Source organism: Virgibacillus sp. L01, assembly GCF_052246775.1.
Lineage (GTDB): Bacteria > Bacillota > Bacilli > Bacillales > Amphibacillaceae > Lentibacillus.
The window spans coordinates 78,375-96,206 of sequence record NZ_JBQQCP010000011.1; the positions used below are offsets into that span (position 1 = coordinate 78,375).

At 35.6% G+C, this 17,832-nt stretch carries 18 protein-coding genes; 7 read left to right on the forward strand and 11 right to left on the reverse strand.

Annotated features, from left to right (window positions below):
* Window positions 1-46: 46 nt before the first annotated feature.
* The 3 genes from nfsA to ACTWQM_RS17470 all read right to left on the reverse strand — a co-directional run bounded on the left by nfsA (window position 47) and on the right by ACTWQM_RS17470 (window position 1,939).
* Window positions 47-796 carry an oxygen-insensitive NADPH nitroreductase gene (gene nfsA / locus ACTWQM_RS17460; RefSeq protein ID WP_443259440.1) on the reverse strand — a complete coding sequence of 250 codons (750 nt, stop codon included), beginning with the start codon at window positions 794-796 and terminating at the stop codon, window positions 47-49.
* A gap of 14 nt (window positions 797-810) precedes the next feature.
* On the reverse strand, window positions 811-1,494 hold the full coding sequence (locus ACTWQM_RS17465; RefSeq protein WP_443259442.1) for a hypothetical protein: 684 nt from the start codon (window positions 1,492-1,494) through the stop codon (window positions 811-813).
* 292 nt (window positions 1,495-1,786) lie between these two features.
* A complete protein-coding gene (locus ACTWQM_RS17470; RefSeq protein ID WP_175476805.1) occupies window positions 1,787-1,939 on the reverse strand; it encodes a hypothetical protein in 153 nt (50 codons plus the stop codon).
* Between the two features lie 897 nt (window positions 1,940-2,836).
* Here ACTWQM_RS17470 and ACTWQM_RS17475 point away from each other — a divergent pair.
* From ACTWQM_RS17475 to ACTWQM_RS17495, 5 genes are all read left to right on the forward strand, one after another.
* Window positions 2,837-4,099: a molybdopterin molybdotransferase MoeA gene (locus ACTWQM_RS17475; RefSeq protein WP_443259443.1), complete on the forward strand. Its 1,263-nt coding sequence runs from the start codon at window positions 2,837-2,839 to the stop codon at window positions 4,097-4,099.
* Window positions 4,100-4,121: 22 nt separating this feature from the next.
* Entirely contained in the window at window positions 4,122-5,144 is a 1,023-nt protein-coding gene (moaA, locus tag ACTWQM_RS17480) for a GTP 3',8-cyclase MoaA (RefSeq protein WP_443259444.1), read from the forward strand.
* Window positions 5,145-5,160: 16 nt separating this feature from the next.
* On the forward strand, window positions 5,161-5,571 hold the full coding sequence (locus tag ACTWQM_RS17485) for a YwpF-like family protein (protein ID WP_443259445.1): 411 nt from the start codon (window positions 5,161-5,163) through the stop codon (window positions 5,569-5,571).
* 265 nt (window positions 5,572-5,836) lie between these two features.
* Window positions 5,837-7,201 (forward strand): TrkH family potassium uptake protein, encoded by a 1,365-nt coding sequence (locus tag ACTWQM_RS17490; protein WP_443259446.1) that lies wholly within the window; start codon window positions 5,837-5,839, stop codon window positions 7,199-7,201.
* 29 nt (window positions 7,202-7,230) lie between these two features.
* Window positions 7,231-9,183, forward strand: coding sequence for an EAL domain-containing protein (locus ACTWQM_RS17495; protein WP_443259447.1), 1,953 nt, complete (start codon window positions 7,231-7,233; stop codon window positions 9,181-9,183).
* A 51-nt stretch (window positions 9,184-9,234) separates the two neighbouring features.
* Here ACTWQM_RS17495 and ACTWQM_RS17500 read toward each other — a convergent pair whose 3' ends face one another.
* The 5 genes from ACTWQM_RS17500 to ACTWQM_RS17520 form a co-directional block, all read right to left on the reverse strand.
* Window positions 9,235-9,336: a YjcZ family sporulation protein gene (locus tag ACTWQM_RS17500; RefSeq protein WP_209480272.1), complete on the reverse strand. Its 102-nt coding sequence runs from the start codon at window positions 9,334-9,336 to the stop codon at window positions 9,235-9,237.
* A gap of 99 nt (window positions 9,337-9,435) precedes the next feature.
* Window positions 9,436-10,578: a S1C family serine protease gene (locus ACTWQM_RS17505; RefSeq protein WP_443259448.1), complete on the reverse strand. Its 1,143-nt coding sequence runs from the start codon at window positions 10,576-10,578 to the stop codon at window positions 9,436-9,438.
* Window positions 10,579-10,597: 19 nt separating this feature from the next.
* Window positions 10,598-11,779, reverse strand: a complete 1,182-nt coding sequence (locus ACTWQM_RS17510; protein ID WP_443259449.1) for a zinc-ribbon domain-containing protein — start codon at window positions 11,777-11,779, stop codon at window positions 10,598-10,600.
* Between the two features lie 578 nt (window positions 11,780-12,357).
* Window positions 12,358-12,882, reverse strand: coding sequence for a signal peptidase I (lepB, locus tag ACTWQM_RS17515; RefSeq protein ID WP_443259450.1), 525 nt, complete (start codon window positions 12,880-12,882; stop codon window positions 12,358-12,360).
* Between the two features lie 73 nt (window positions 12,883-12,955).
* Window positions 12,956-13,312, reverse strand: a complete 357-nt coding sequence (locus ACTWQM_RS17520) for a PilZ domain-containing protein (RefSeq protein WP_443259452.1) — start codon at window positions 13,310-13,312, stop codon at window positions 12,956-12,958.
* A gap of 156 nt (window positions 13,313-13,468) precedes the next feature.
* On the opposite strand from ACTWQM_RS17520, the gene ACTWQM_RS17525 reads away from it, so the two are divergent.
* On the forward strand, window positions 13,469-13,648 hold the full coding sequence (locus ACTWQM_RS17525; protein ID WP_443259453.1) for a Spo0E family sporulation regulatory protein-aspartic acid phosphatase: 180 nt from the start codon (window positions 13,469-13,471) through the stop codon (window positions 13,646-13,648).
* 12 nt (window positions 13,649-13,660) lie between these two features.
* Here the strand turns inward: ACTWQM_RS17525 and ACTWQM_RS17530 are convergent, their stop codons facing one another.
* Window positions 13,661-14,827: an aminotransferase A gene (locus tag ACTWQM_RS17530; RefSeq protein ID WP_443259454.1), complete on the reverse strand. Its 1,167-nt coding sequence runs from the start codon at window positions 14,825-14,827 to the stop codon at window positions 13,661-13,663.
* Between the two features lie 110 nt (window positions 14,828-14,937).
* Here ACTWQM_RS17530 and ACTWQM_RS17535 point away from each other — a divergent pair, with 110 nt between their 5' ends.
* Complete coding sequence (locus ACTWQM_RS17535) at window positions 14,938-15,093, forward strand: FbpB family small basic protein (protein WP_443259455.1); 156 nt, start codon at window positions 14,938-14,940, stop codon at window positions 15,091-15,093.
* A gap of 224 nt (window positions 15,094-15,317) precedes the next feature.
* On the opposite strand, the gene ric is transcribed toward ACTWQM_RS17535, so the two are convergent.
* Both ric and ACTWQM_RS17545 read right to left on the reverse strand, forming a co-directional pair.
* Complete coding sequence (ric, locus tag ACTWQM_RS17540; protein ID WP_443259456.1) at window positions 15,318-16,010, reverse strand: iron-sulfur cluster repair di-iron protein; 693 nt, start codon at window positions 16,008-16,010, stop codon at window positions 15,318-15,320.
* 51 nt (window positions 16,011-16,061) lie between these two features.
* Entirely contained in the window at window positions 16,062-16,979 is a 918-nt protein-coding gene (locus tag ACTWQM_RS17545; protein ID WP_443259457.1) for a DMT family transporter, read from the reverse strand.
* Window positions 16,980-17,832: the final 853 nt, after the last annotated feature.

The following is a 17,832-nucleotide window of genomic DNA, read 5'->3' on the forward strand; positions in this document are numbered from 1 at the left end:
GAAACAGCATGCCGAATTAAAACGGATGCTGTTTTTTCACTTCATTTTATCGCTTATTTAGTTTTTTATTTTTAATAAATGTAGTAACGTCCATTCGGATTGCTTTTTTGTATTTTCGAACCATTTGCTCTGACCATGTGTCTGTGCGGGCATTATTTGCTCTAGTTTGGTAATACATTTTAAGTTCTTCGTTGAAACTGTCTATTAATTCCTGCTGGGATTGATGGTCTTTATTATATTTATTCTCATGGTAAACGACCTCAATAGGTAGACGTGGTTTCTTGTCAGGATTTTCATCAGGATAGCCAACTGCCATACCAAACAGGGGAACGACATGTTCGGGAAGTTCCAATATATCATTAACTCGTTTGATATTATTCCGGAGACTACCTATGAAACATGTTCCCAACCCCATAGATTCTGCAGCAATGACAGTATTTTGGGCGACCAATGCTGTGTCTACTGTTGACACAAGGAATTGTTCTGTACTTTCTATGCTTTCCTGCATTTCCTCTTGTTCTATTGCAGAAGCCTGTTGATAGATACGATTTAAATCAGCACAGAAAACGAAGAAATGTCCGTTTTCTGCAACGTATTCCTGTCCGGATACTTCCTTTAACTTTGCTTTTACAGTTTCATCTGTAATACCAATAACGGTATAGGCCATGACATAACTTGACGTTGAGGCTTGCTTTGACGCACCGATAATGGTATGTATTTGTTCAGTGGTTAACTTTTTATTCTTAAATTTTCTAATAGAGCGATGATTACTAATTAAATTGATTGTATCGTTCATTATCTGTATCTCCTTTAAATGTTTGTATCTAGTGTTAGATCAATACTAATTGTTGGCCTTTTACCTTCGTGCCATTTTTCTATATTTTCGGGTGATGCTTCCGTCAAATCTGGATGAGAAACTGAGATTGTGTCTTCATCCACCCAATCGGCAGATAAGATTGGCCATTTATAGTTAAGAATATCTTTATCGTTTGTCTCGTTAACCAGTGGCATTAGTTCCCATTCTTCTAGGTCAATAACAGCAATGTTGGAGTATGGAGCAGGAGTTTTAAGTTTTCTGTTAAAGCGCAGTAATATTTTTGTGTTATCTGGTGAAACCTTTGCCTGAATGTATTTTGCTAAATCTGCGACTAAATATGCTTGATTGTCCATTGTCTGATCAAGTAACAAATAAGAGCATAATTCATCCTGACAGGAAAATTCAAGTAAGTAAAGATTTTTATCAGTAGCACTTATACGAAACATATTCATTTTATCTAGTGCTTGTTGGCGGCTTTGGGTAGCTTGTAAATATGCATCCAAGATTGGGACCATTTCCAGATTGATCATAACTTCTTCTTGAGGAAGGGTGAACTCGATATATTGATCAACTTCTTCATCTTCATTTTGTTCTTCCACAAACTCAGGATCCAGGTTAGGGTCAACTAATTTCGTATCTTTCTGTACAATTACCGGCTCTTCGCTGCAAGCAGTCAATAGGAAAAGCACTCCTAGACATAACAATCGCATAGATATTATGAACACCCCCACATTCAGTTTATCTTTAATTATACAATAAAGAAAACCTTTTTGTAGGTCAAAAACTTAAATAGGAAAGCTGGTTTCCTGTCAAAGCAACTTCATAGATTCTGACTAAATGATCTTCGGCAAAATATATTTCAGTATACGACTCCCTTCAACGCTAAGCTAAGTGTTCTGATATGAATGAAAAAACACCACTCGTAAGTGATGTTTTTTAGTGTTCATGTCTGTTTAGGTTGATTTTATTTTAGAATAATTGGAATACATAGTTGATTAGGAACCATAAAATCCCAAAGAATATGATTAAATATGTTACGTATTTGATTACAGCAACTCCAACTTTACTGGAGTCGGACTTTTTTTCTACACGTTCTACTTCTACATCTTTATGCTCATCCACACTTAGCACTCCTTTTCAATCACAATTTAATAATCACTATGATTATTTCTAGGGGTTGGTAATTAAATACCCGGCAGTCAGAATACTAAAACATTTATTAAATAATTGGCCCAATTCGTAAGTTATGTTGGCTCATTAATCCTCGAAGTACTTTTTAAAAAGTTTGAGTGCTATGATGCCGCTCCGAAAATACACTTTGCGCACCTAGGGCGGCTGATGAGCCTCCTTGCTCCTACGTCGCTGCGTAGTTTCATCAAGGCCTCAGCTCGAGGCTGCTGAAAAACATATTTTGGAAAATTTTATTCCCACTTTATATAGTGAATAACAGGTAAAATGATATATTACTCTCCACTATAAGGTGAATATTGCATGAAAATTGGGAATTGATTTTTACCTGGTTAAAAAGATGGTAGTTTTTCAGTGGCCTCGCCTCAGCTCGCACAGGAGTCTACGTGTATTTCCTACGCTGTTGACTGGGCTAGGAATCGCTATAGAATAAATGTGTGACAGCAACACTAGTCCGGGTGAGCGGAGGGCGGTGACTCCTGCGGAAATAGCACGTGTCCGAAGACCCCCGCAGTGCGACTAAATGAAGGCCGACTAAAATCGTCCTTTGCGGACAACGTCGGCATACCCCTTGCCGGGGCAAGGAGGCCAAGGCCGTGCCCTAAGGTGCGCATCCGCCCGGAGCGATCCCAGATGGTGGGACGAGAGTTTATAGAAATTATTCTAGCAGTTACGTCGCATTTTTATAAAAACTGCGTTATGAATTCATTACTTTGGATAAAGCACCAATCTTTTAGAAATCTGTTATTTAAATTCATGTGCGGAAATATCAATTTTGGACCAGATTTGTTACACTGATGGTAATGATTAGAAATGGAAGGTTTGATCATAATGGTAGAAATGCGAAAACCAATTCCTGTACAAGAAGCGGTTGAACACGTATGGAGTCATCGTCAGCAGGGCTCTACAGAATATGTTTCAATCAATGATTGTGATAATAGAAGACTGGGAGAAACTATTATAGCGAGCCATCCGGTTCCACCGTTTAATAAATCACCATATGACGGTTTTGCTTTTAGTGCTAAAGATACTACAAAAGCAGGATTAGAACATCCAGTAGAATTTGAAGTTGTGGAACATATTGGTGCAGGCCAAGTACCAACAATTCAATTAGAGCAAGGTCAGGCAGCGCGAATTATGACAGGGGCAAAAATTCCAGAGGGTGCGGATTGCGTTGCTATGTTTGAGGTTTGTAAGGCTTATGAGAAAGGTAATAAGGCCTACATGTCGATTAAACGAACAATGAAGGCTGGTCAAAATATAATCGAAGCAGGATCCGAGGTAACAGAAGGTGAAAAGCTTATTGATCGGGGAACACTAATCAACCCTGGTGTTAAAGCATTATTGGCCACCTTTGGATATAGTGAAGTGAAAGTGGCAAAGAAACCTGTAGTAGGGGTGATTGCAACTGGTACCGAATTGCTTGATGTTGATGAAGCATTAAAGCCAGGAAAAATTCGTAACTCCAATGCGTATATGATTGAATCACAGATATTAAGAGCAGGGGCTGAATATAAATACTTTGGAAAGCTTGCAGATGAGTTTGAACCTAGTTACCAGACGATTAAACAGGCTATGGAAGAAGTAGATATTTTAATTACTACAGGTGGTGTCTCTGTTGGTGATTTTGATTTAATGCCAGCCATATATGAGAAACTTGAAGCAAATGTGCTTTTCAATAAAGTAGCGATGCGGCCAGGGAGTGTAACAACTGTTGCATCTAGCGGAGACAAATTGCTATTTGGCTTATCTGGAAATCCCTCAGCATGTTATGTGGGTTTTGAGCTGTTTGCCAGACCAATTATACAACATAGTTTATTTAGCCAGAAACCTTATTTGAAACGCATTAAGGGCACATTAGCTGATGATTTTCCAAAGCCGAACCCATTTACGAGATTTGTTCGAAATTATATAACTTATGAAAATGGTAAAGTGAATGCGAGACTGGCTGGTATGGATAAATCTAATGTTGTAACATCATTAGCAAACACAACAGGGTTAATGGTATTACCTGGTGGCACACGTGGTTTCAAATCAGGTGATAAAATTGAATTATTGCTATTAAATGATAGTGAAGGTCAACAGGAATTTTAGTTACTATAAAGGAGCTGTTACAATGCCAAATCAAGTAGAACCAATAAAGGATCATTTGGGTAGAGCATTGAAAGACCTTCGTATTTCTGTAATTGATAAATGTAATTTTCGCTGTACATATTGCATGCCAAAAGAGATATTCGGCGAGGATCATGTGTTTTTGTCAGAAAGCGAGTTACTTAGCTTTGAAGAAATTGTTCGATTAGCTAAAACATTTGCGAAATTAGGTGTGGAAAAGATTCGTATCACAGGTGGCGAACCGCTTATGCGCAGAAACCTGGATGAATTGATTGAACAGTTAACAGCAATTCCCGGAATTAAAGATATTGCGCTCACAACAAATGCGGTTTTTTTACCAAAAACAGCTACAAAATTAAAAGAGGCTGGGCTAAAGCGTGTTAATATTAGTCTTGATGCTATTGAGGACGAGGTTTTCAAGCAAATTAACGGAAAAGGTGTCGTAGCTCGTCCTGTTTTAAAAGGAATTGAGGCAGCGCAGAAAGCTGGGCTGGAAGTGAAGATTAATATGGTGGCCAAAAAAGGGATGAACGAAAGCCAGATTCTTCCGATGGCACGGTATTTTAAAGGAACTAATGTGATTTTACGTTATATTGAGTTTATGGATGTTGGTAATCATAATGGATGGGATTTTAAAAATGTTATTACCAAAAAACAAATTATTGATACGATTGACAAAGAAATGCCAATTGAACCTGCAGAAGAGAATTATTATGGGGAGGTAGCCTCAAGATATCGCTATAAGGATGGTGGCGGAGAGATAGGAGTTATTTCCTCTGTTTCCGATTCTTTTTGTGGAACATGCACCCGGATTCGTTTGTCAGCAGATGGAAAGCTGTATACCTGTCTTTTTGCGTCAAGTGGTTTTGATATTCGAGAAAAAATGCGGAACGAATTGACTGATGAACAGCTTGAAGAAGAAGTAACAGGTTTATGGGGGAATAGAAAAGATCGTTATTCTGAGGAACGGTCTGAGCAAAAGAATAATAATCGTAAAAAAATTGAAATGTCTTATATTGGTGGTTAGAGGAGGAAAAGGATAAATGAAAACTTTCAAGCTTGCATCACTGGAAATACTCGAAAGCCAGGATTCAAGTATGGTTCAGCAGTCTTTTCCTATATTGGATGGATTAGTTATAAACCGTGAGGATGAACAAAACCGCTGGGTAATAGAGGCATATCTTCTCCATAATTATTATATTTTTTTTCAGGAATTGAAAGATAAGCAGGAAGAAGTGTTAGTTCAGGTGAAGATTACCAAAGAGAGTAATGAGCCTGCAACATTTATTACAAGTCTTATCGGTATTAATGAAATAGGGGCACATATGAATATCCTCTTTAAAGGGACTATTGTGGATCAACGAAAAAGTATTGTGGAGGAGAAGTTGAAATCACTAATTGATCAAGGGTACAGTGGTGATGAATTATTAACAAAATTTAAGGACGATTTATAAAAAGGTTAGATTGAGAAATCTGACCTTTCCCTTTGGCAGATAAAAGTAAAAATACTTTCTTACTGCATAAGTGCAACTAAGGCTTGGCGGTAAGCCAAGTTTTCTATTTCCGTTGTCTTACCAGAACTGTAATTATTAAGATTCAACATAATAAAATGGAAAATATCGAAAATGAGAGAAAATATTGCACTCTACTGCTATAATGTTATTAAGATTTCTATTTATTAACCGATATACATAATGAAGGCTACTAAGGAGCAACGCTATGTTTTACAATAACCCTATTTTTCGCTGGATAAATAAACTATCACCAGTACAGCTGATTCTATTATTTTATTTAATCGCTGTAATTATTTCTACCCTAATGTTAGCGTTGCCAGTTGCTCATCAGGATGGGGTAAACATACCATTTATAGATGTGATTTTTACTGCGGTAAGTGCTATCAGTGTAACGGGTCTTAGCACAATTACAATTGCAGAAACCTTCAGTACAACTGGTTTTTTCCTGATAGCCGTAATACTTCAACTTGGCGGCGTAGGTGTAATGGCCGTTGGAACATTTATTTGGTTATTAATTGGTAAAAAAATCGGACTACGTGAACGCCGTTTAATAATGACAGACCAAAACCAGACAACCTTTGGTGGCCTTGTTCGGTTAATTAAGCAAATTGTACTCGTGATTTTAACAATAGAATTTTTCGGCTTTATAATTTTAGGAACCCATTTCCTCCAATATTTTCCTACAGCAAAAGAAGCATACATGCAAGGTTTTTTTGGGGCAATTAGTGCGACAACCAATGGTGGATTTGATATAACAGGTCAATCGTTAATTCCTTTCAAGGATGATTACTTTGTCCAATTCATTAATATGCTATTGATTATTTTTGGAGCAATCGGTTACCCTGTATTAATTGAATTAAAGGAGTATATGTTTGCGAACCCGGATGAACGCCAACACTTGCGGTTCACATTATTTACGAAAGTAACGACATTAACCTTTTTGGTTTTAATCGTAGTTGGAACTGTTTTTATTATGCTTCTGGATATCGGAAATTTTTTCTCAGATAAATCATGGCATGAAATCTTTTTTTATTCCTTGTTTCAGTCTGTAACAACTCGAAGTGGCGGACTTTCAACGATGGATGTTAGTCAATTAACTGAATCCAATCACTTTTTTATGTCATTTCTAATGTTCATCGGTGCATCTCCAAGCAGTGCTGGTGGAGGAATTCGCACAACGACCTTCGCACTGGTTATCATATTTATGGTTACATATGCGAGAGGCGGAGGAAGTATTCGGATTTTCAGGCGAGAGGTTTATGATGACGATTTACTTAAAGCGGTAACGGTAACACTTATGGCCGGTATCTTTGTATTTATCTCGGTCCTGGTTGTGTCTATTGTTGAACCATTCCGATTATCAGAAATTTTATTTGAAATTACATCTGCTTTCGGTACCGTTGGACTATCGCTCGGAATTACAAGTGAACTTTCGACATTCAGCAAGGTCGTTATGATGATTTTAATGTTTATTGGAAGAGTAGGAATTATTACCTTTTTATTTATGTTTAAAAATAGCAAGAAAAGCGGAAAGTATCATTATCCAAAGGAAAAAATGATAATTGGGTAAAATGCAGAGGCTACTGGGAGTGGATTTCCATGTCAAAGGAAGATGTATTACCAATACATAATCAAGTTTTTGAAAGTTTAAAGGAGGCTCTTCTTTTTGTTCGAAAAAACGGAGTAATTATAAAAGGTAATAAAGCTGCTCATTCTTTATTGAAAATGGAAGAGTATACATCTGTTTTTGATTATTTGGACTTTAACCTGCTTACAGAAAATGACGAAAGCCATCTCTTGATGGAACAAAAGAATAATAATGGGAAGCTTATCGAAGTAAAATCCATTCGAGTTAATGATAATGCGTATTGTCTGATAATGAGTGATTTACCTATTCATGATAAAACAGATGAAGTAAAGAAATATATTAATCATTTAATACATGCTAGTGCTGAAGGCATGGTAATGTATGATAATGAAGTCATAATTGATTGTGATCAAACCTTTGCCGATATGTTTGATTACTCCGAATATGAAATCAAAAATTTAAAATTATCACAATTAATGGATGCCAACAGCACCTGTAAATTGGATGAAATTATCCATAATGACCCTGATAAACCCTATGAACTAACGGGTGTCAGAAAAGATGGTACAACGTTTTACATGGAATTCATGGAACATCCGTATAATAACCAAGGTAACATTATCCGTGTTGCAATCATTAAAGATATAACAGATAGAATAGAGAATGAAAAACGAATTGAATTTATGGCATATTATGATGAGCTTACTGATTTACCAAACAGAAATTTTTTCTATAAAGTATTAGGAGAAGCGATTAAAGAAGCCAAATTAAATGACGAAATACTGGCTGTATACTTTATTGACGTAAATTACTTCAAGGAAATAAATGAGACATTAGGGTACTCTTTCGGTGATCAATTACTAAAGGCATGTGGTAATCGGTTTAAAGCATTTTTGAAGACAGATACATTTATCGCCAGAATGGGTGGCGATGAATTCCTTATTTTGCAACGATATACTAAGGGTGAAGATGCTGCAATTGATTTAGCAAAGCGTTTGATTTCTGAGTTTGAAAAGCCAATTAAGATTGATGGTTACGAAATGTTTATATCCATTAGTATCGGAATTAGTATGTATCCCAAAAATGGAGAAACACCAAATGATTTAATTAAACATGCTGATTCTGCGATGTATGTCATTAAGGAACAGCATCATAATAATTATAATGTTTTTGAATCCTCTATTTCAGAGAATTTCAAAGCAATGCTCACAATGGAAAGTGAATTAAGGGAAGCTTTAAAAGAAGGACATTTTGAACTGCATTATCAGCCACAGAAGAACCTTAATACTGGAAAGATCATTGGTATGGAAGCATTACTCCGCTGGAATCACCCTGTAAAAGCGTATATTCCTCCAGACGACTTCATCTCGCTGGCTGAGAAAACAGGTCTTATTATTGATATTGGTGATTGGGTCTTAAAAGAAGCTTGTAAACAAAATAAGATATGGCAGGAGAATGGATATACCCCTGTTATTGTAAGTGTTAATTTATCGGCAAAGCAGTTTCACCAAAAAGGTTTAGTAGAAAAGATAGAGAAGACTTTGCACGATACTGGTCTTGAACCATCCTATCTTGAACTTGAAATAACGGAAAGTATGGCGATGACAAATGAAGAGTATATACTGGAAACAATTCAACGTTTACGTACACTTGGTGTGTTGGTTTCAATTGACGATTTCGGTACGGGGTATTCTTCATTAAAATATTTAAGCCTGTTTCCAATTACCAAGCTGAAAATTGATAAAATGTTCATGAATGAAAATCAGAAACAAAATCAGGCAATTGTAAAATCAATTATTCACATGTCACACTCACTGGATATGAAGGTTATCGCAGAAGGGGTAGAAACAATTGATCAGCTTAACTTTCTGGAAGGGGAGAAGTGTGACGAGATGCAAGGATTTTACTTTAGCAAACCATTGCCTCCTGATAAATTAACAAAATTGTTCAAGACAGTAGGGTGAAAAAATTAAAATATGTAAAAAAGCTTGTGCTAAGAGTAGCACAAGCTTTTTTTAATAATAGAAAGTTGCTCCTACGATAATAAGCAGGATAAAAAGCACAACGATTAGCGCGAAATTGTTACCATATCCTTGGTAACCACCATAACCACCCATTCATTATCACCTCCTACGTGTTACACTTATACTATATGATAAATGCAACGAAACGTATGGACGTTTGACTAATTAATTTATCATGAATGCGTGTTTGAACTATTCAACCAGGGTTTTTGACAAGTTTAAAATTTTTAATTGATCATTTTCATTCCCAATGGTTAGTACATATTTAAAGACTTCTTTTTTTGTTTCTTCTTTATTCTGCAGGTTTGTCTCCACAGTCACATTAACGGTTGTTTCAATTTGGTCGTTCTTGACAATCTTGCTAGAGAAATCGGAGTACTCCAAGTCAATAATGTGGATATAACGCTCCCGGAAATCTGAATAAGAGTTTTCAGCTTGCATTGAACTTCCCAGCAATGTATACGCACCTACATAATCTCTTATAATAATACTTTCAAAAAAGTAATCAATGATGTATTCAGCATTTTCTTTTAGTTCTTTTGGCTTTGTATTGCTGCCGATTTCGGAAGTATTAGCAAAGTCCAGCTGTTCATTTTGTGCTTCGTTCGACCACTTTGTAACTTTTTCAATGACCTTGCTTATCGGAATACTAAAGCCAATTGTCCCATCCTCAGTACCCACAGAATTAATGCCAATAACTTTACCGGTTTCTCTGTTTATTAGTGGTCCACCACTATTGCCATGTGTTATCTGTGCTGATATTTGATAAATATTTTCATAATTAAAGCCATCAACTGAAAAATTCCGTTCTGTACCAGATATTATTCCTAAGGTTACTGTATTCTGAAATCCGTGCGGGCTGCCAAGTGCTATAACTTCATCGCCCATTTCAGCTTGCGCATCTTTTTCAACTGTTAGAGAGTTTTGACCAGCAAGCTGTGGAACGCGAATAACAGCAATATCTGTATCTTTTCCCATTCCAACTACTGCGGCAGGAAAAGCACGCGCGTTTGCAGTTCTAACATATATTACATCGGCATCCTTTACAACGTGTGCATTCGTAATAATATCACCTTTATTGTTATATAAGAATCCTGATCCGGTAATTGTATTGAATTCATTTTGTCCTTCTATTTGTACAACACTCTTTTCGGATTCATGGATAATTGTTTTTAAATCAATACTTCGGGAGCTTGACTCAACTTTATTAATAACAGGATTATTTACAGCTACGTTTTGTGTACCCCATTGGTTATGAATGAAAAACAACAGGACGAAACCGATTATAACGACAACAGCTGATGCTATTAATGGTTTAATTTGCAATTTATGCATGTGTTCACCTCGCTAAACATTACTGATTGGTGTACCATTTTATCTTGTCTACATTAATATCAATATTTTTTCCTTCTTGATCAATATCGAAATGGGTGAATTCAAATTCACCAACTTCATCGGGATATAGTGTTTCTGGATATACATATACTTTATTTGATAAAAATTCGCTTCCTGATTTAGATGACAATGCATACTCAACTAATATTGTATTAATCGGTATTGTTGCAACACTTTTTACTTTCCCTTTTACAACCAATTTCCCTTGTTCATTATTTTTAACATTTACTGAAACAAGTTCAATCGCATCATTTTCATTTAATTTTCTTTCTTCTTCTGCAGAGCTTATCGCTTGCTCAATTCGTTGACGTTGAGCTGTTTCAAAGGCTGTTTTTTCTTTATCAATTGTTGTTTTCAGGCTTTGCAGTTTTCCTGAATTTGGAGCATATTTTAAACCGTCTTCAACTATTACCATCGCATTTGAAAATTGTTTTTCATTCAGTTTTTCACTTGCTTTTGAATAAGTATAATTAATAATTTGATTTCGAATGCCAGTCGTAATTTCTTCTGCATCGTCATGCTTAATGGATTCAGCTTCCCACAGCAACGTTTTCATGTCATCAATGCTTGGATCCTGATCTAACTTATGTCTGAGCTCTTCCAGCTTTATTGAATTACGTTCTGATGTAAGTTTGTTAATTAATTGTGTAACAGCATTGCCGTTATAGTTGCTTAATGCGTTCTCTGCATCATTTATGATAGATAGTGCATTTTGAAATTCCTGTTTTTCCAAATATTTATTAGCCTTTTCTATACTGTTTTCTATTTTCAGAGCTTCCTGTACGTAATTTAATGCAATAGTTGCTTGTGTAAATTCCTTGTTATTTTGAAGCGCAGAATTAAGTAACTCTTTTGCTTCTTCATACTGGCCATCCATGACGCTTTCTTCGGCTTTATTGTATAAGTCGCTTGCTTGAGCTGTTTGGTTTTGCAGGAATATATAGTAAATACCTGCAGATAAAATAACTACGGCCAATATTGAAATAGGGATATACCAATACTTATTAAATGATTTATGGTTGTTGAGTCGTTCGTCTGTATCTTCTGGTAGTTGTTTGCCACATTTTATACAATATAACTCATTTTCTTTCACTTTTGTGCCACAATAAGGACAGTGGTGCATAACAAAACCTACTTTCATATTACTAAGCATATTTCTTTTCTATTTTATCATATTTTTGCTTTATTTTGGGAAAGGAAATTGATATGATAGGAGAAGGAATAATAATATAAAATGTTAGATTGTACATAAAATAAAATAGGGGAGGTACAAACATATGGAACTTTGGGAAACAGCTTTTGGTATCATTTGCTTTGGATTAGTTGCGTTAAATATAGGTTACTGCATATTTGATAATGAATAAACACCCCAATATCAGAAAAGTTGGCTTTTGTTAAAGGGATTCTTATGTAAGCTTAAATTGCTTTCTAAGAATCCCTTATAGTTTGGCGTGCAAGTTTTTAGGGTGAATACCGTTTTGCCTTATACTTGTCAGGATTATACTGCAAACTCGGAATGTGGATCCGTCAAATCAGTAAACCGGATCCTAATTCAGTTTAAAAATGTGTTCTTCAACAACAGGGGCGAAATGTATGATTCTAATTTTACCACTTAGAATTAGAAACAACCTTTCATAAAGAAGATGGCTGCGCAATCGGCAGCCATGTTGGTTTTCTAACTAATAAATGGGCAGACAAATTTGATGCCGATCCTGTCCTTTATTTTGTCATAGCCCATTCGTCAAATGGGAAGATGATAATTTCTGATTTCCCAATAATATTATCTTCATTAACGAACCCTAAGCCATTTCTGCTATCTTTGCTTACTATTCGATTGTCTCCCATAACATAATAACTGTTTTCTGGTACTTTAATAGGGCCAATTCTTCCAGTATTGTTCTGAGCATTTTTCTTTATAAATGGCTGTCCATATTCTTCACCATTAATATACAATGTATGATCCTCTACTTTAATGGTCTCACCAGGCATCGCGATAATTCGCTTGACATAATTTTTGAGTGGTCTTTCGATAATAACGATGTCACCGCGTTGTGGCTTATCAAATAAATAGGTGAACTTATTGAAAAGTACTGTTTCTCCATCTTCAAGAGTAGGTTCCATACTCTCACCGTCCACAATCGATGTTGCAAATACGAATGATCTTAGAAAAAAGGCGAGAACTATTGCTATTAATATAGCTTTTCCCCATTCCAGCCATTCATTTTTCTTTTTTTGTTTAGTCAAAGAAGACATCCTTTCTTTACCCGTACACTCATGAAAAAAGTATAATAGAAATTTACTTGAGGTAAGTCATACCTTAATTCATCTTCTTATTTTGCTTGGCAATTTCCTTAAGCTCTTTTATCATGTTGTTTTTATATTCGTCATCCGTATTTAAATGTAAACCTACCTCAGAAGAATGGTGAAAGTTTTTAATCCATATAATTCTGCCTGATGCGTGAAAGGAATGAGACTTAAGACTAAAGGAGATATTTATTTTCGTATCCCTTTTCAAATCTATTACATTTTTACAGTTAATCTTCGCCCCTTCGTTACTTACATCAAGAATATGAACATTTGTAGTTACTGTACTGTTTTCTTCTCTTTTCGTCATTTTTCCTTCAATTGGCTGATTAAACACGAAGCGATACGATTCATTTCTTTTGTAATACATCGGAAATCCTCCTACAGTATAGAATCTACATTTCTAGAATATCACTTTTAGTACATAAGAGTAGGCTTTTCAATTAATAAAGCAGAAACTTGTCAATATTTGTGAACCTGTGCTAAAGTTAAATAAGTAGCAAAAGGAGGTACGATATAAATTAATATGTGCACTACAGAAAAGCTTCTGGAAAGAATAGAATTCCTACGTGATAAAATGACTGATGTTGCCTTAAAAAAAGGATTTACTAGTGTTGAATCAATTACAATAAGTCAAGAATTAGACAGGCTTTTAAATCTTTTTGATGATATAAAGCAGACTGACAACCAAAAAAGTATAGATTAGCTTGGAACTGTATTAAAATAATTTCTCCTTCTGTAAAAAAGCCTCAAGGCGGTCAAGTCCAAGTTTGATTGTTTCGATATCGTATGCATAAGAGAGACGCATATAACCTTCACCTAAGGAAGAGAAAGAATCCCCTGGAACCAAAGCAACTTTGCCATCTCGAACTAAATTAACTCCCAACTGAAATGATGATACTCTATCTTTGATAGGAAATTTAGGAAAAAAATAGAATGCTCCATCTGGTTTATTAACATGGAGACCCATATTAATTAACCGATTATATACATAATCACGTCTCTTCTTATATTCATTGCGCATTTTAGCGGGATCATCCAATCCGTTTGTTAACGCCTCTAATGCGGCGTATTGGCTAATGGATGTTGCGCAAGACACATTATACTGGTGAACTTTAAGCATGTGTTTTGTTAACCATTCTGGGGCTAGAGTATATCCAATTCGAAACCCAGTCATAGCATGTGATTTAGAAACACCATTAATGACTATCGTTCTATCCTTAACCTCGTTAAACGCTGCGATTGATGTATGTTTCCGATCATAAACAAGCTCACTGTATATTTCATCTGCCAAAATAAATATATTTTTGTGCTGCAAGATTGAAACCAGTTCTTGTAATTCATTCTTAGTGAATGAAGCCCCTGTTGGATTGGAAGGGTAGGGGAGAACGACACATTTTGTCTTACTTGTAATATGTTTATCCAGATTGTCTTTTGTAAGTTTAAAATCATCATTGGTTGTATCTGCATAAACAACATCTGCTCCAGCCAATTTTATAAGTGGTTCATACCCGGGATAAATTGGTGCAGGCAAAATCACTTCGTCTCCTTGAGATAATATAGTACGAAATGTTATATCTATAGCTTGCGAGGCGCCTGATGTCACAATTATTTCTGATTGCGGGGCATAATTAACGCCATAGTTATTCTCATAGAATCTCGAGATGGCAGTTCGCAATTCAATTATCCCTGCATTGTGCGTATACATTGTTTTATTATGATCAAGAGCAATTTTTGCAGCTTCTTTAACGTGCTCTGGTGTATGGAAATCAGGTTGTCCTATTGTTAGAGATGTGACGTTCTGTTCATCAGACACCATGTTGAAAAATTTTCGAATCCCCGATATTTCAATATTTTTAATAGAATTATTAAGATTTGGTCGCATCAGTAAACCTCCAGTGTAAAAATTTCATAAAATGTTCAAATAATTTTGATTTGTTGTACAACATATAGGGTATAATAAATAATGAGCAGTTTATAAAGGAGTGTGAAATAATGCGCCCAATAAAATACCAAAATTTTGAAGACCTAGTACAGCAAAACAAGCAAGAACTATTAAGAGATGAGAATGAGTTAGAACAAATTGAACTTCGTCTGGAAAAGAAACAGTCGGATAAAAAGTCCAATAAACTAGAACGCTTTTCTTCCTAATTATCAGTAGATAGAAATGAAAGCTTATGGTTTGATCCATTAGTCAATTTTTCTATTGATAATCATAACATAGGTTGATAAGCAGAAACTATCTTTAAAAACCAAAAAACAGGGGCACATTTAACAAAAATGCTGCCCCTGTTTTATTATGCAGTTAATGAAGCTAAATACTATGGGTTCTAAGAAACTAAATGTACTTCATAAACCCCTTAACAACGCCACTATTATAAGTTTTTAAAAAGTACATTGTTTTCTAAATGAACATGCTGGAATGTATTTTCTTCTATTTCCGCTAATCGGGCATATGTGATTCGGTATGAACTGCATGCATCTGCTGGAGGTTCAAATCCGTTGGTAATCTCCCGCATGCGTTTTAAAATGTTTCCTGATGCTTCATGTTCGTCTTCTAAACCGCCATTAGCCTCATGGATATGATTCAGAAGTTTTTCACTAGGATTTTTTTGATATTCTTTAATTAAAGGAAATACTTCGCCTTCTTCTTTAATCATATGCTCTTCCATGTCTACTTTGAAATCGTTATATAAGCGATGTAATTCTTTTAGATGTGGGTGGTTTGCACCATGTACACGAAAAATCTTAGTGACAAATTGTCCTAAAGCAGGGAGCTCTTCATTTAGATATGCGTGATGTGTGTGAACAACGTGATCAATTAATTCAGCAGGTGGGATCGCATCCCAATCAACTACTTCATGATCTTCTAGTTTCCAACTGTCAAAGGCACTGTTAAGTTCCCCTAAGACCACTGTTTTATCTATTTCTTTTTCCTTAAAAACATCTCCAAGTGGACGATCCCCACCACAGCAAAAATCGATTCGACGTTCTTTGAACAAATCACTCGCTTTTGGAAACACCTTTACAATTTCGGCTGGTGTATGCTCAGTAGTAAATTGACTCATTACTATTACCTCCTATTAGTGAACTTACTTAGATAATAGTGGATTTATTGTTTACATGTCGTGATTGATATCACTTACTGATGATTTTTTAAATTTAGGGCTGGAATAGGCTTGTATTAAGATTACAGCACCGATAATGCACGCCATTCCGATCATTTGTATAAAGGAAAAGGGTTCATGAAAAATGAATATCCCGATTAATGTTGCCACAACAGGTTCGATTGTCGTAAGTATAGACGCTTTGGAAGCTTCTGTGTTGTTTAAACCGTGCGTGTAAATAATATAGGCAAATGCGGTTGGGAGGAAGCCTAATCCGAATGCATAAAATAATACTGTAGGGTCCAGTAGCATATGAAATTTTTCCTGATAAGGGAAAAATGGCAATAATGTGACAGCAGCTACAATAAATGTGTAGGTCGTGATACTAAGACTTGAGTATTTTTTTAATGCAAATTTACTGAAAATACTATACAGGGCATACCCAATACCTGACCCTAATCCGAATAGAATACTTGTCAGCTGAAAAGTTTTTAGGTTTAAGGGTACTAACCCAACAACAAGTGCTGTTCCCATTAGTGTAATTAAAAGGGCAATGATTTTTAGTCGTGTCAGGGCTTCTTTAAAAAGAAAAAAAGATAATAGTGTAACGAATGCCGGCGCTGTGTATAGCAAGGCTGTAGCAACAGGGATTGTTGATAGCTCAATTGCCGTAAACATACAGTAATTGAAAAAGATGATACTGAAGATCCCGGTACCGATAAAATATTTAATATCACGTATGGAGTTTAGTTTTAGTTTCTTTGGTGAACTAATAATTAAGTAGATGACTAGTATAATAGCCGCAGACCATGCTCGAAGTGTAACAACTTCCATTGGTGTAAATCCGTACGAATATAAGTTTTTTACATACCAGCCAATTGTACCCCAGAGGGCAGCACCTAAGATAATATAGATGAAAGCTCTGTTCATGCCAATATCCCCCTTTATCATTCAATAATAGCAATTATATCAGATTAGCATGCTTTGTATATTCCTAAAGAAAATTGTTTATATTGAATAATAAATCTTTGGAAAGTAGTTGAAATAAATGGTCGGAAGTTACGTTACAGCAAACATAAATAATCTTTTGCCAGCAGGAATTAAAGCAGAGTATCTCTATATATTTATTGGAATTATAATAATCTATTTAATAGTGCACCCACTTACAAAATGGGTGATTTCGTTGCAATCAATTAAATTGTTGGCGTATATCATGAGTAGTTTGGCTTTTCTGGTGCTATTTCTGTTAGGTATAATTTTAACTACAGTTCTTAATTTAACACTATTGGCTATGACGCTGCAGTGTCTTGCCATTTTTGGTGGATGCCTTATTATTATTCATGCATTTCAGTATCTATTCAGAAGAAACAACAGCATATAAGGAAAGCAAACAATACAAAACACCTAAGGTTTCGTGATCAACAATTTAATTAACAATTTAGAAACAAACTAAGGGGATGAAGTATTGCCACTTGGAATGAGGAACGGATAAACAGTCGAAGTAGATCCTCATTCCGCTAAATAGCAGAGAAGATGGTTTCGGAAGGGTGAGGCGGATCCTCGTTCCGTTAATAGCAGAAAATCAGCTAAATTTGAGGTAGAAATGATAAATAGCGGAACGAGGATCCGAACTCAAGCTTAAAACGAGGGTTTTTAAGGAAATAGCTACTATGAACAAAACTGGCTCCTTAATCGTAAAGTCGTGGGTTAATTTGGTAGACTGTTACTAAGAAAGAAAAACCCAAATCAGAGCCACATTACGAAAGGAGCCTTACTATGAATA

Coding starts and splice junctions, on each gene's coding strand:
- ACTWQM_RS17510 (WP_443259449.1), bottom strand. CDS start 11,779: ATGAAAGTAGGTTTTGTTATGCACCACTGTCCTTATTGTGGCACAAAA.
- ACTWQM_RS17475 (WP_443259443.1), top strand. CDS start 2,837: ATGGTAGAAATGCGAAAACCAATTCCTGTACAAGAAGCGGTTGAACAC.
- ACTWQM_RS17530 (WP_443259454.1), bottom strand. CDS start 14,827: ATGCGACCAAATCTTAATAATTCTATTAAAAATATTGAAATATCGGGG.
- ACTWQM_RS17490 (WP_443259446.1), top strand. CDS start 5,837: ATGTTTTACAATAACCCTATTTTTCGCTGGATAAATAAACTATCACCA.
- nfsA (WP_443259440.1), bottom strand. CDS start 796: ATGAACGATACAATCAATTTAATTAGTAATCATCGCTCTATTAGAAAA.
- ric (WP_443259456.1), bottom strand. CDS start 16,010: ATGAGTCAATTTACTACTGAGCATACACCAGCCGAAATTGTAAAGGTG.
- moaA (WP_443259444.1), top strand. CDS start 4,122: ATGCCAAATCAAGTAGAACCAATAAAGGATCATTTGGGTAGAGCATTG.
- ACTWQM_RS17520 (WP_443259452.1), bottom strand. CDS start 13,312: ATGTATTACAAAAGAAATGAATCGTATCGCTTCGTGTTTAATCAGCCA.
- ACTWQM_RS17545 (WP_443259457.1), bottom strand. CDS start 16,979: ATGAACAGAGCTTTCATCTATATTATCTTAGGTGCTGCCCTCTGGGGT.
- ACTWQM_RS17535 (WP_443259455.1), top strand. CDS start 14,938: ATGCGCCCAATAAAATACCAAAATTTTGAAGACCTAGTACAGCAAAAC.
- ACTWQM_RS17505 (WP_443259448.1), bottom strand. CDS start 10,578: ATGCATAAATTGCAAATTAAACCATTAATAGCATCAGCTGTTGTCGTT.
- ACTWQM_RS17495 (WP_443259447.1), top strand. CDS start 7,231: ATGTCAAAGGAAGATGTATTACCAATACATAATCAAGTTTTTGAAAGT.
- ACTWQM_RS17485 (WP_443259445.1), top strand. CDS start 5,161: ATGAAAACTTTCAAGCTTGCATCACTGGAAATACTCGAAAGCCAGGAT.
- ACTWQM_RS17525 (WP_443259453.1), top strand. CDS start 13,469: ATGTGCACTACAGAAAAGCTTCTGGAAAGAATAGAATTCCTACGTGAT.
- ACTWQM_RS17500 (WP_209480272.1), bottom strand. CDS start 9,336: ATGGGTGGTTATGGTGGTTACCAAGGATATGGTAACAATTTCGCGCTA.